Consider the following 12,194-nt stretch of genomic DNA (forward strand, 5'->3'; position numbering starts at 1 on the left):
TCAAGAGATCACACCCATCATGGATAGACGTCAATTCCTGCGCCACTCGGCGCTGCAAGCCGGTGCCCTGATCACCGCCAGCTCAGTCCTCTCAGGCCTCAGCGGCTGCGGCGGCGGTGGCGCCGACGGCCCCACCATCCTGCCGCTGCCCGACACCTTCCCCGGCAGCAGCACGCCCCTGCCCGACACCCCGGCCGCCAGCGGCGCCTACAAATTCCCGCAAAGCGTGGCCTCGGGCGACCCCAAGCCCGACGGCGCCCTGCTGTGGGCCCGCATCGTGCCGGCCGCCGCCGACGATGTGACCACCAGCGCCACGCCCGCTAACTTCAAGGTCAAGCTGCGCATCAGCAGCGCGGACAACAGCGCCGCGCTGGGCAGCAACGCCACCCTGAGCGGCACGCTGGAGGCCGAGGTCGAGGTGCCCGTCTACGCCTTCTACGACAACAGCCTGCGCCACCGCATCAGCGGCCTCAAGCCCGCCACGGTCTACTACTACCAATTCACCGCGGGCGACAGCCGCTCCAAGCTCGGCCGCTTCAAGACCGCGCCGGCGGCCGATGCCGACATCGACAGCCTCAAGTTCGCCTACATGACCTGCCAGGACTGGAGCGTCAACCACTGGGCCGGCATGACGGCGCTGGCGCAGGAGAACCTGGACTTCATCGTCCACCTGGGCGACTACATCTACGAGGCCGTCGGCGCCAGCTACCAGGCCGGTGCGGTGGAAGCCAGCCACACGGCCCTGACTCTGCCCGCCGGCGGCGCGCTGGAGGGCGGCGGCAAGTACGCCAGCACCCTGGAGGATTACCGTTACCTCTACAAGCGCTACCGCAGCGACCCGCGCCTGCAAGCCCTGCACGAGCGCTTTGCCTTTGTCGCCATCTGGGACGACCACGAGTTCTCCGACGACTGCTGGCAAGACCGCGAGACCTATGACAACGGCAGCTACAACGCCACGACCGGCGGCGACAACACCGCCCAGCCCAGCCGCCGCCGCGGCGCCAGCCAGGCCTGGTTCGAATTCATGCCGGCCGATGTCTCCTTCAGCCTGGACGCCGGCCTGGGCATCAGCAATATCCGCATCTACCGCGACCTCAAGTTCGGCCGCCTGATGCATCTGGTGATGACGGACGAGCGCCTCTACCGCGCCGACCACCTGATCCCCGAGGCCGCCCCCAGCCCCCTGACCGGCCAGCCCCTGGGCTCCATCGGCGCGCGCTATATGGTGCCCGAGGCCAGCTTGGCCGATGTGGAGGCGCAGAAGATCGCCGGCGCCACCGCCAAAGGCCTGCCCGATCCCTACACCCTGGTCAGCGTGCTGGGCACTAGCCAGCGCCAGTGGTGGATGGACACGATGAAGGGCTCCACCGCCCTGTGGAAGATCTGGGGCAATGAGACCTCGCTGCTGAAGATGAGCGTGGACGGCGCCAAGCTGCCCACCGCCCCGGCCGCCTTCAAGACCCGCTTCATCCTCAATGCCGACCAATGGGACGGTTATGACGCCGAGCGCAAGCTGCTGATGAAGCATCTGGCCAGCAACAAGATCAGCAATGTGGTGGCCGTAACGGGCGATATCCACGCCTTCTTCGCCGGCGTGGTGATGGACGACTACAAGGCCGCCACGCCCACGCCGGTGATGGTGGACCTGGTGACGGCCGGCATCTCCAGCAACTCCTTCTACAGCTACTTCCAGGGTGCGGCCAGCCAGCCCGCTTTTGCCCCGGTGCAGCCCCTGGTGCAGACCAGCGAAGCCGGTGCCGAAGGCATTGCCATCCAGATGCTGTCGGCCGCCATCGCCCTGGGCGCGGGCGTCACCGACCTCAGCAATACCGCCGCCGTGCAGGCCGCGGTGGGCGGGGCGATTAGCGCCGGCATCATCCCGGCCGCGGCGGTGCGGGCCACGGCCGGCCTGAGCACGGCCGCCATCAACACCTTCGACGAAACCCTGGCGGGCAATATGGGCGGCGTGATCGCAAACACCATCGCCGCGCTGGCCGGTGCTTCCAAATCGGCGGCGGCCATGACCTTGTACGGCCTGATCCGCCAGAAGCTGGCCACGGCGCTGGGCATCCCGGCCAACTTCGTGCCGGCGGGCGAGATCGTCAAACGCCTCAACCCCTTCGCCAACAGCACGACCGGTGTGCCGCCCGCGGTCAACAACCCCTGGCTGCGCCTGGCCGACTGCGACGCCCAAGGCTTCGCCGTGGTCAGCCTCAGCAAGACCGAGCTGCTGTGCGAGTTCCGCAAGGTCGCCAAGCTCAACGCCGGTGTAGCCCCCACGACACCCGTCGCCTCCGTCACCCAGCTGCGGGTGCCGGTGGGCAAGGTGGAGGTGAATATCGGTTGATGGAACGACGCCTTGGGGTGGCGCGCTACGCCCCACCCCAAGCGCTTGACAAACGATGTCCTGACATTAAAGTGATATCACCTTAATGGAGGACGTCATGTCTGCTGCTCAACAAGAATTGCGAGTCGAAAAAGCTGCCCGCACCCACAACGGCTACATCGCCGTCGCCCTGGGTCTGGGCAGTTTTGCTTTGGGTGTTGCGGCGCTGATCAGCAGCCTCAGCCCGGCATCCGGAGGCACGGCCCCGCTGCTGGCCGGCCTGGCCTTATTGCTTGCGGGCTCGATCACATTGCTGGGCCTCTATATGCAACAGCCCAACGAGGCACGCATCCTGACCCTGTTTGGCCGCTACTGCGGCAGCGACCGCAGCGAAGGCCTGCGCTGGGCCAACCCCTTGATGATCAAGCGCAGACTCTCGCTGCGCTCGCGCAATTTGAACGCGCCCATCCTGAAGGTCAACGACAAACGCGGCAACCCGGTGGAGATCAGCGCCGCCGTGGTCTGGCGCGTGCAGGACACGGCCCGCGCCGTCTTCGAGGTGGACGACTACGAAGCCTATGTGCGCATCCAGGCCGAGGCCGCCATCCGCCACCTGGCCGCGCAATTTGCCTACGACGAAGGCGATGAAGTGCATGCCAAGGAAACCACCTTGCGTGCGGGTCAGGACGAGGTCGCCGCCGCCCTGATCAAGCAGTTGCAAGAGCGCCTGGGCGATGCCGGCGTGCAGGTGCAAGACGCCAAGATCACCCACCTGGCCTACGCCGCCGAGATCGCCCAGGTGATGCTGCGCCGCCAGCAGGCCGAGGCCATCATCAGCGCCCGCAAAAAAATCGTCTTGGGCGCGGTCAGCATGGTGGAAGAAGCCCTCAAAGGCCTGAGCGAGCGCGCCATCGTCGAGCTGGACGACGAACGCAAAGCCGCCATGGTCTCCAATCTGCTGGTGGTGCTGTGCTCCGACAAGGAAACGCAGCCCATCGTCAACACGGGCACGCTGTACAACTGAAAACCCTTCCGTCACCTGCTCTGAGCCCATGGCCAGCCCCGACAAGAAAAGCTTCGCCCTGCGCCTGGACCCCGCGCTCTGGGCCGAGATCGAACGCATGGCCGCGCAAGAGCTGCGCTCGGCCAATGCCCAGATCGAATACCTGCTGCGCGACGCCCTGGCCCGGCGCGGCATCAAGCCGGCGGTGAACCGCAGCCCGCGCGGCAGGCCGCCGAGGCAGGCGGCGGGCGGCGATGAGGAAAGCAGTTAGGACTCCGGGTCGAACATGAACTCCCGCAACTCCTGCGAGCACTGGCAGGCCGCAGCAATCCTCGCGGCCCAGTGTTCGGCCTCTTCGCGAGAGGCAATCTTGAGCACGCAAAAGCCGCCATTCAAGCGGCTCGTCTCGGGGTAGCTTCCAGGTGTCGCCCTGCCCTCGCCGCTCACCAAGACTGGCGGGACGGTTTCGGCTATGCCGCCACCGAACACATACACACCCGCCGTCTTGGCCTCGCGAATCACGGCGCGGGCGGCATCGCCGACCGAGGGCAGATCCTCGGCCGCGATGTGGCTCATGGCCGAACTGGGGAAGGAGATGAGGTAGTGGTTCATTGGCGAACACCTGACATCAAGCGAGCTTGCGCCCCATTCTCGGCGAATCGCCCGATGCGGCATCAGTGGGGAACCTAGACCCACCAATCCCAGCTTCCGTCCAAGCCGGTAGCGCCTTTGAAGGGGCTGTTGGATGGGGGCCTAACCCTCAAGCCGCTTACTCTGTGGGAGGGGAAATGGAAGACCTGATCCTGCCCCGTGGTGACCCTGCCCCGTGGAACTCGTCGTGACGTTGCTCACCTACGTGCGCACCTATAACCATCGAATTCCTCAGCGGGCGCTCGATCATCAGACGCCAATTCAAGCACTCAAACAGTGGAGAGCACGCTCACCGGAGTTGTTCCGAAAACGGGTTCACAATCACCTGGGGCTGGACAGCTAGGGTCGGATCGCACGCCTTGGCGTCTATGCATCTATTTTGCACCCCGAATGAAGAGTATTTTCCCATTGCCAGTTGCATTCAGAGTGTACTCCCCTACTTGTTGGATAGCGCCTTGTCGTGAGGCTTCTATGGCTACTGAATCACGAACAAACTGGGCAAGTTCCGAAAATTTTATTACTCCGTCATGGTTGTAGTCAGCGTCTCCAGAGAGACCTTTTATTAGGGCCGACGTGAATATGCCGCCATCATTGTATATTGCCGGCTGATCTTCTGTCCCCGCAACAAGGAAATTTCGGGCCCTACCGGTTGTGTCATTTCGAATGGTGCTTAATGTTTCGAAACTCAAGGACGGTGCCGCCTGCGCCCCAAGATGTCCTTGCAGCACTAATCCCGAGGCGCATGCGTCAATCGCTACAAGCATGTGCTTTGCTGTAACTGCATCTGTTTGCCGCGTAGAGAGGTCGCGCATTAAAAATCCTGTTTGCGTTGGCCTGTTTTTATCAAAATCGTAAGTGACTAACACGCCCAGCCCTTCCGAAGTAATGCCGTGCCCACCGAAATAAAAAAATAGGCGCTCGACCCCACTACTTGCGCCACCTTTCCAGAATTTTTTCAATTCGGCCTCAATAGCCTCAGAAGTTGCATCTTGGTCGTACAACTCTGAAATATTCGCGGGGGAAAAACCTAATTCAATCAAAGCTGTGCGCAACTCCCCAGAGCGCTGCCTCATTCTTTTCAACTGAATGAATCCAGTTTTTCCACGATTCAATTTATCCTTGGTGCGATCATAATCGTCTATTGCAACCAAAATTGCAGCACTTGATTTATATGGCTGAGAAAAAGTTTTAAGCCTTTGATCTTCTCTCCAATATAAATATTTTTCTTTCGCGCTTTCAATTATCGCTACTCCAGATTTTATTATTGAAGGCGCCCCCAAGACAATAAGCTCCCGTCGTGAGGACTTGGCTTGATCGACCGTAATATCCCACCCATTGAGCTTAAGTCCGGCTGCCGTTAGCAAATCCGCAGGCACCTCCTCTTCAAAGATAAGGTCTATAGTGGGCGAAGGAACTTGCACGGTTTTGGCGTGAGGCGATTCCCCGTTTGCCCCTGTTACCGACGGAGGACTGGCAGGCAATAGGGTTGCAGCAGGGGTGACTGATTTGATATTTGAATTAAGTCCATCTCTGAATTGAGTCGATGTACTGACGCCTGCCAATACGTCGACTTTCTCTACCGAAATTGTTGGGGCGACTGTTATTTTTTTGACTTTGCCACCGAGGAAGCTTTCGCTCCACGAAGCCAAATTATTTTCAAATAGGCTTTTGGAGATTCTTGCATTCCCATCCTTTATTACGATTGCGCAAGTACACGAATTGGGGATTGCCGATCTGAGAAGTTGCTGCCGGCAGCCGGCATTGGCCACTTCATCTCTGGCGTTTGAGTAATAATCAATGCCCGAGCTGATGTTTATTCCTACGCCCACAGCGGGAGGGCATATTTCACTGTTTTTTGATACGGACATGGATATGGTGTATAGCCCATGCGCGGGCAGCCACTTATCTCCGCGCTCAGAGGCCACTGATAACTCCCTATATTCACTGGCGCACGCGAGGGAACCATCGGTAAATAATATCCTTTTAACGGAAAGGCATTCTGATGCCAAGACTGGGCCTGAGCAGGAGATGCTCGCCAGGAAAAAAATTAATACAATAGCGATAGTGCTAAATAATTTTTTATGTCGCATCGAATCCACCTCGCGAAGATTTATGAAAAAATAGTGCGCAGAGAGAGGTCTCAAAATATGCACTATTGATGAGTCAACCACACGGCTAGTACGTAGTGCGACGTCGGTAGTGACGAGAATCACGGAAGGCGATGTCACCTAATGGCAGCCCAAAGGGTGAATTTTTCAGACTGAGTTGAGATAGGTTACCAGTCAGAAAATAGAACATTTTTGAAAAAAATATTGTTGACAGGCCCTTCTTGTCTTCCAATTTGCAATTGGAGCTTAATTGGATCGATTCCACCGTTTTTGGTTGACGTTGCATTTTTGCACCAGCAAACCTGATAGAAGTCGCGAGGGAAAACCCTTGATCAATAAATTTTCTTTTTTCTCAACTATAGTGGATGCTCATCGATAATTGCAGGGGCTGATGATGCAATCAGAAGCTTGGCTTGGCTACTCCATTGCAGGAGTTATCGCTACAAGTGTTTTATGGGTCGTCCAGCGACGTAGGTGGGCACCTGTCGCTCGATTAATCATAGTTCTGCTGTTGCTGGTACCTGGCCTATTTTTTGCATACTTTGAATATGGACCTCACACACTTGGAGAAGAGGTTGGTGCTGTAGCTTGGTACGACTTGAGTCCATGGAGGGAGTCTTTATCCTTTGGATTGATGTTGCTGGGCATGGTGGCCCGCTATTTCACTCAAGCCATTGAACTGCGCCGAGCAAAGATTGAACGCCTTTCGAATGATGGCAAGCCATTCGACAAGCCTAAGCTTGAGTTCGATGCATGGGAGTTCGCATACCCCTTCTTCATTTCAATGATTACCTATGGTGCGCTGGCCGCTCAGATGGATGACGCGAAATTGAAGATAGCCACCATTACGCTATGTTTCCAGTGTGGCTTCTTCTGGCAAACAATTCTCGGTGCAAAGCAAAAGGCTACAGGGGTTGAAAATGAAGGCCGTCAGCAGAGTTAGTTAGGCTACCGAGCATCCTTGGCCCTTGCAGCAGGAATCGCTCGCCCAAAGACTGAACTCAGCGGTGCCGCCAAGCATCCGCTGAGGTTGCAGGTCAGGTGGAATCCGTCAGGGCTGGCCACAGGCCACGCCACTCGTACGTATTCACGGGGTCGTTCACACGCCCCCGAACAGGCGCAGCCCCATCCGCTTCGCCCGCATGCACGGCATGCCCACCACCTGACGCGTCAACCGAGAATTACCTTGCGAATTGACTTGTAAGCCCTTGATTCTTTTGTGGCACTCACCGCCATGCAAGGTGTACCCCAAGTTGACGGACAGGTCATCGATGCGAGCACGCCCGCCAAGCCGGACACGCTGGCGCAATGCCATGCGGTGATCGCGCTGCTGGCCCTGGAGGTGGAGGGCTTGCGGCTGCAACTGGCCTCACAAGCGCAGGCACTGGCGGCCCTGCAAGAGCGGCTCAAGCTGGACTCCAAGAACTCCTCCAAGCCACCCTCATCGGACGGCCCGGCCAGTCCCAACCGGGCTCAGCGCCGCGCCAGTGGCCGCAAGCGTGGGGCGCAGCTGGGCCACAAGGGCAGCGCCCGGGCCATGCTGGATGAAGCGGAGGTTGACCAGATCATCGACTGCGCACCGGCCGAGCTCTGCGACTGCGGCGCACCGGTCACCGTGGTGGCCGAGGAGCCCATTCGCCACCAGGTGTTCGATGTGCCGCCCGTCAAGGCGCAGGTGCATGAATACCGCCGTTATGCCGGACGTTGCACGGGCTGCGGCAAGGCGCACAGGGCGGCGCTGCCTGCGGGCGTGCCCAGTGGTCAGATCGGCCCGCGAGCCCTGGCGCTGGTGGGCACGCTGGGGACGCACTACCACCTCACGCAGAACAAGATTCGCGACCTGCTGGCCCGGGTTTTGGGGGTGGACTTCTGTGTCGGCGCCATCTCGCAGGCGCACGGCAAGATGGCGCAAACGCTCAAAGCCCCGGCCGCGCAGATCGGCCAGTATGTGCGCCAAGCGCCTGTCAAACACATGGACGAGACGCGCTACCCGCGCGAGGGCGCGGGCAACTGGGCGTGGGCCGTACTCACGCCCGAGGCGGTGTGCTACAGCCTGCTGCCTTCACGGGCGCGCTATGTGGCCACCAGCCTGGTGGGTGAGTCGTTCACCGGCATCTTGGTGTCGGATCGCTATGCGGTCTACGACTATGTGAATGTCCACAAGCGCCAAGTCTGCTGGGCACATTTGCTGCGCGACTTCACCCGCATCGCCCAGCGCGACGGCCTGGCCGGACAAATCGGGCGCGGCCTGCTGGGGGCGGGGTTCGTGCTGTTTCGCTGGCACACGCTGGGCAAGACGGCCGCGCAGTTTGATCCGCTGCGCCGGCGCATCAAACGCTTGCTGGTGCAAGGCAGCGGCCTGACCCAATGCACGCGCACGGCCAACACCTGTGCCAATCTGCTCACGCTGTGGCCGGCACTGTGGACGTTTATCGACAACCCCGCCGTGCCGCCCACCAATAACGCGGCCGAGCAGGCGCTACGTGCCCTGGTACTCAAGCGCAAGATCTCCGGCCCGACCCGATCCCGGCGCGGCGATGAGTTCCTCGCCCATGGCTTCAGCGTCTACGAGACCTGTCGCCGCCAGGGCCGAGACCTGTGGGACTATATGCATCAAGCCGTGGTGGCCTGGATCAACAAGACCACCGCCCCGAGTTTGTTGCCGCCTGGAGCGGTCCTTGCACCTTCAGGGTAGGCCGGCGACGCTCCGCCTCATCGGGATTGCTTGTGTCCTCTGTCCTGCTGTTGGGCAGGGTGGACTACCCCGTGAATATGTACACGCCACTCAGCCTGAGTTTGGCTGGCCCGCTTGACGGAATGAAGGCAGGAACGCCTACGGCGCCAGCCTCAAGCTGCGGCAGCCGTCGACGCTTGCCGCTGCTCCGCATAGGCCTTCAGCGAGCGCATGGTGTGGGGCAGGCCCTCGCGCACCTGCTTGGCGACACCCGGGCCGAAGAGAAAGGCGAGCGCGCCGCTGAACTGCAGGCGGTGGACGACTTCCGAGCCGCCAGGCACTGCGGCAACGGTGTGCTCGAAGTGCATCCTGAACAGCGGGATATGGCCCTCCACGGTGAAGGAGCGGCCCTCGCTGCGCTCGGTGATGAGCATCGGCACGCCCATGCCTTTGCGCGGAGTGATACGCCCTTTTGACCCGACGGCGAACGGCCCCTCAAGCGAGGCCTGCTTTGTGTCCGGGTCCCAGAGATGCCAGCGGTCGACCTCGCTCCAGATCTGCTCAATGAGCGAGGGCGGAACTGCAATGCGGATACGTTCTTCGATAAGCATGGAAGTAAAGCCGTCGCACCGCCGCGCTGCCGAGGCCGCCGCAAGGTTCCAACAAGCCCTGTTTGGTTGATCGACGGAGGGTGCTTGGGCGCCCTGACGCCCGGCTTACTTTTTCTCCGCCTGCTGCGCCGCCGTTCCCTTGGCTGCACAGGCTTCTCGCGGGCACCCGGAACCCATGCCTATTGGCGGCCTGCGCCGTACTCAGGATCTCGGTTCTGATGCCGCACAACAAGGATGCGAATCTCTCCGCCTTCCGCCTTGTAGAGGATGGAGTAGGGGAAATCGGTCAGCGGATGAGCCTGCCGCCCCTCGTTCGTGGGCGTTCCCAAACCTGGGTACTGCTCCAACAACTTCACAACGCGTTCAAACTCAGCCAGAAAGCGCCGTGCCAGCCCGGCGCCCGCCTCCGTCTTGTAGAAGCGAAGGGCTTGTGCAAGATCCTCCGCAGCGAGGCGGTGGATTGTCCGGCTCACGGCACTTCCGCGCGTAGCCCCGCCAGCACCTCATCGAGTGCGAGCAGCACCGACGGATCTTGCCTCGCCTCAGCATCCCTGCCTGCAGCCACTGCATCCCAAGCGGCGTCGCGTGCCGCCTCTGCATCCAGGCTGGCGACCACGCGATCCAGCACACGAATACGGTCCGCCTTCGGCAGTTGCAGAAGTTGGGCTTCAAGGACTTCGATTGGGGTTCCCATACCTGCACTCCATCATCAGACGCAGTAGCTTGCCACAACTTCCCCCAGCCAACCCAGCTACTTCCGCTCCGCCTGCTGCGCCGCCGAGCTCAAAGCGCCCTTGGCCGCAAAGGTCTCCCGCAATCGCTTGAGCTTTTCGCGCGGGTCTTCCTTGCTGTCGCCCTCGTTCAAGCGCATCTCGGTGATGAAGCGGCTGGGCACGCCCATCACCAGCTCGCGGCTCTTTTTGCGGCGGCGCAGGGTGCTCACGGCTAATGTGGTACGTGCACGGGTGATGCCCACATACATCAGGCGGCGCTCTTCCTCCAGGCGCTGGGCGGTCATCTCTTCGTCGTCGGCCTTGAAGGGCAAGAGCCCTTCGTTGACGCTGGCCAGGAAGACATGGGGCCACTCCAGGCCTTTGGAGGCATGCAAGGTAGTCAGCGTGACCTGGTCCTGCTCGTCGCCGCGCTCGGCCATGGAGAGGATGACGCTGATGGTTTGCGCCACCTGCAGCACGGTCTGCTTCTCGCTCTCGAAGGTGGCGCCGCCGTCCTGGCTCAGCTCGCCGCCGCAGCGCTTGGCCACCCAGTCGACGAAGTCCAGCACATTGTTCCAGCGCGCGGCGGCAACCTTCTCGTTCTCTTCGTTGTCGTAGAGGTGCTGCTCGTAGGCGATGTCTTTGAGCCATTCCAACATCATGGCCTTGGCTTCCTTGGCGCCGCTGGTGTGCTTGGCCTTGAACTCCAGATCGGTGATGAAGCGGCCGAACTCGTGCAGCGAGCCCAGGGCGCGGGTGCTCATATGCGCGGCCAGGCTTTCGGCGAACAGGGACTCGAACATGCTGCACTTCCAGCGGCCGGCGAACTGGCTCAAGCTGCCCAGCGTTTGATGGCCGATGCCGCGCTTCGGGGTCGTGATGGCGCGCAGAAAGGCCGGGTCATCGTCCTGATTGACCAGCAAGCGCAGCCAGGCGCAGAGGTCCTTGATCTCGCTCTTGTCGAAAAAGCTCTGGCCGCCGCTGACCTTGTAGGGGATCTCGGCCCGGCGCAAGGCCTGCTCGAAGATGCGCGCCTGGTGGTTGGCGCGGTAGAGGATGGCGAACTGCTTGAACTCGCGGGCCTTGCCCTCGGCCATCAAGGCCTGGATGCGGCTGACGGCGCGCTCGGCCTCGTGCTCCTCGCCGTCGGCCTCGATCAGCTGCACCGGATCGCCGTCGCCGAAATCGCTCCAGAGCTTTTTCTGGAACAGCTTGGGGTTGATGGCGATGACGTTGTTGGCGGCGCGCAAGATGGCACCGGTGGAGCGGTAGTTCTGCTCCAGCGGGATCACCTTCAGATTGGGGTAGTCCAGCGGCAGGCGCTTCAGGTTCTCGATCGTGGCGCCGCGCCAGCCGTAGATGCTTTGGTCGTCGTCGCCCACGGCCGTGAACATGCCGCGCTTGCCCACCAGCTGCTTGAGCAGGTCGTACTGCACGGCATTGGTGTCCTGGTACTCGTCCACCAGCACATAACGCAATTGGTCCTGCCACCGGCCGCGCGCCTCGGCGTCTTCGGTCAAGAGGCGCAGGGGCAGGCTGATCAGGTCGTCGAAGTCCACCGCCTGATAGGCGGCCAAGCGGTCCTGGTAACGCTCCATCACCAGGGCGGCGGAGCGTTCGTGATCGTCCTTGGCGGCCAGCAAGGCTTGCTTGGCCGTCAGGCCCTGGTTCTTCCACAGCGAGATGGTCCATTGCCAGGAGCGGGCTTGGTTGGCGTCCACCGTACCGCCGGCATCGCGCAGCAGGCCCAAGACATCGTCGCTGTCGAGAATGGAGAACTGCTCCTTCAGCCCCACCCGCGTGCCCTCCTGGCGCAGGATGCGCACGCCCAAGGAATGGAAGGTGGAGATGACCAGATCCTTGGCCGCGCGCGCGCCGATCAGATGCTTGGCGCGCTCGCGCATCTCCTGCGAGGCCTTGTTGGTGAAGGTGATGGCCGCGATCTGCTTGGAGGCGTAGCCAGCCTGCAGCAGGCGGGCGATCTTCTGGGTGATGACCCGCGTCTTGCCCGAGCCCGCGCCGGCAATCACCAGGCAGGGCCCGTTCAGATGGTGCACGGCCTCCATTTGGGCGGGGTTCAGGGTATTCACGGCTTCGGACATGGCGTC

11 protein-coding genes and 1 pseudogene are annotated in these 12,194 nt (G+C 61.3%); 6 read left to right on the top strand and 6 right to left on the bottom strand.

Going from position 1 to position 12,194, the window contains the following annotated elements; translation table 11 throughout:
- Positions 1–19 precede the first annotated feature (19 nt).
- The 3 genes from HNP55_RS08020 to HNP55_RS08030 all read left to right on the top strand — a co-directional run bounded on the left by HNP55_RS08020 (position 20) and on the right by HNP55_RS08030 (position 3,600).
- Entirely contained in the window at positions 20–2,347 is a 2,328-nt protein-coding gene (locus tag HNP55_RS08020) for an alkaline phosphatase D family protein (RefSeq protein ID WP_246448287.1), read from the top strand.
- A gap of 97 nt (positions 2,348–2,444) precedes the next feature.
- A complete protein-coding gene (locus HNP55_RS08025; RefSeq protein WP_184298040.1) occupies positions 2,445–3,350 on the top strand; it encodes an SPFH domain-containing protein in 906 nt (301 codons plus the stop codon).
- Positions 3,351–3,378: 28 nt separating this feature from the next.
- Complete coding sequence (locus HNP55_RS08030; RefSeq protein WP_184298042.1) at positions 3,379–3,600, top strand: hypothetical protein; 222 nt, start codon at positions 3,379–3,381, stop codon at positions 3,598–3,600.
- On the opposite strand, the gene HNP55_RS08035 is transcribed toward HNP55_RS08030, so the two are convergent.
- A complete protein-coding gene (locus HNP55_RS08035) occupies positions 3,597–3,941 on the bottom strand; it encodes a YciI family protein (RefSeq protein WP_184298044.1) in 345 nt (114 codons plus the stop codon). The two genes, HNP55_RS08030 and HNP55_RS08035, sit on opposite strands and share 4 nt — an antisense overlap.
- Before the next feature lie 217 nt (positions 3,942–4,158).
- On the opposite strand from HNP55_RS08035, the pseudogene HNP55_RS24205 reads away from it, so the two are divergent.
- Positions 4,159–4,323 (top strand): annotated as a pseudogene (locus HNP55_RS24205) (IS481 family transposase); the annotation flags it as partial.
- Between the two features lie 31 nt (positions 4,324–4,354).
- Here the strand turns inward: HNP55_RS24205 and HNP55_RS08040 are convergent.
- Complete coding sequence (locus HNP55_RS08040) at positions 4,355–5,848, bottom strand: caspase domain-containing protein (RefSeq protein ID WP_221439511.1); 1,494 nt, start codon at positions 5,846–5,848, stop codon at positions 4,355–4,357.
- A 631-nt stretch (positions 5,849–6,479) separates the two neighbouring features.
- On the opposite strand from HNP55_RS08040, the gene HNP55_RS08045 reads away from it, so the two are divergent.
- Positions 6,480–7,031, top strand: coding sequence for a hypothetical protein (locus HNP55_RS08045; RefSeq protein WP_184298047.1), 552 nt, complete (start codon positions 6,480–6,482; stop codon positions 7,029–7,031).
- A 291-nt stretch (positions 7,032–7,322) separates the two neighbouring features.
- On the top strand, positions 7,323–8,783 hold the full coding sequence (tnpC, locus tag HNP55_RS08050) for an IS66 family transposase (RefSeq protein ID WP_184298049.1): 1,461 nt from the start codon (positions 7,323–7,325) through the stop codon (positions 8,781–8,783).
- Between the two features lie 152 nt (positions 8,784–8,935).
- Here the strand turns inward: tnpC and HNP55_RS08055 are convergent, their stop codons facing one another.
- From HNP55_RS08055 to HNP55_RS08070, 4 genes are all read right to left on the bottom strand, one after another.
- Positions 8,936–9,373: an SRPBCC family protein gene (locus tag HNP55_RS08055; protein WP_184298051.1), complete on the bottom strand. Its 438-nt coding sequence runs from the start codon at positions 9,371–9,373 to the stop codon at positions 8,936–8,938.
- A gap of 179 nt (positions 9,374–9,552) precedes the next feature.
- Positions 9,553–9,846 (bottom strand): type II toxin-antitoxin system RelE/ParE family toxin, encoded by a 294-nt coding sequence (locus HNP55_RS08060; protein ID WP_184298053.1) that lies wholly within the window; start codon positions 9,844–9,846, stop codon positions 9,553–9,555.
- Positions 9,843–10,067 (bottom strand): addiction module protein, encoded by a 225-nt coding sequence (locus HNP55_RS08065; protein ID WP_184298055.1) that lies wholly within the window; start codon positions 10,065–10,067, stop codon positions 9,843–9,845. Before HNP55_RS08065 ends, HNP55_RS08060 begins: the two co-directional genes overlap by 4 nt.
- Positions 10,068–10,124: 57 nt before the next feature.
- Entirely contained in the window at positions 10,125–12,188 is a 2,064-nt protein-coding gene (locus HNP55_RS08070) for a UvrD-helicase domain-containing protein (protein ID WP_184298057.1), read from the bottom strand.
- Positions 12,189–12,194: the final 6 nt, after the last annotated feature.

Source organism: Roseateles oligotrophus (assembly GCF_014204525.1).
Classification (GTDB): domain Bacteria; phylum Pseudomonadota; class Gammaproteobacteria; order Burkholderiales; family Burkholderiaceae_C; genus Paucibacter_A; species Paucibacter_A oligotrophus_A.

Excerpts from the sequence above, each read along its gene's own strand:
- HNP55_RS08020 (WP_246448287.1), top strand. The coding sequence starts at position 20 with ATGGATAGACGTCAATTCCTGCGCCACTCGGCGCTGCAAGCCGGTGCC.
- HNP55_RS08025 (WP_184298040.1), top strand. The coding sequence starts at position 2,445 with ATGTCTGCTGCTCAACAAGAATTGCGAGTCGAAAAAGCTGCCCGCACC.
- HNP55_RS08030 (WP_184298042.1), top strand. The coding sequence starts at position 3,379 with ATGGCCAGCCCCGACAAGAAAAGCTTCGCCCTGCGCCTGGACCCCGCG.
- HNP55_RS08035 (WP_184298044.1), bottom strand. The coding sequence starts at position 3,941 with ATGAACCACTACCTCATCTCCTTCCCCAGTTCGGCCATGAGCCACATC.
- HNP55_RS08040 (WP_221439511.1), bottom strand. The coding sequence starts at position 5,848 with ATGTCCGTATCAAAAAACAGTGAAATATGCCCTCCCGCTGTGGGCGTA.
- HNP55_RS08045 (WP_184298047.1), top strand. The coding sequence starts at position 6,480 with ATGATGCAATCAGAAGCTTGGCTTGGCTACTCCATTGCAGGAGTTATC.
- tnpC (WP_184298049.1), top strand. The coding sequence starts at position 7,323 with ATGCAAGGTGTACCCCAAGTTGACGGACAGGTCATCGATGCGAGCACG.
- HNP55_RS08055 (WP_184298051.1), bottom strand. The coding sequence starts at position 9,373 with ATGCTTATCGAAGAACGTATCCGCATTGCAGTTCCGCCCTCGCTCATT.
- HNP55_RS08065 (WP_184298055.1), bottom strand. The coding sequence starts at position 10,067 with ATGGGAACCCCAATCGAAGTCCTTGAAGCCCAACTTCTGCAACTGCCG.
- HNP55_RS08070 (WP_184298057.1), bottom strand. The coding sequence starts at position 12,188 with ATGTCCGAAGCCGTGAATACCCTGAACCCCGCCCAAATGGAGGCCGTG.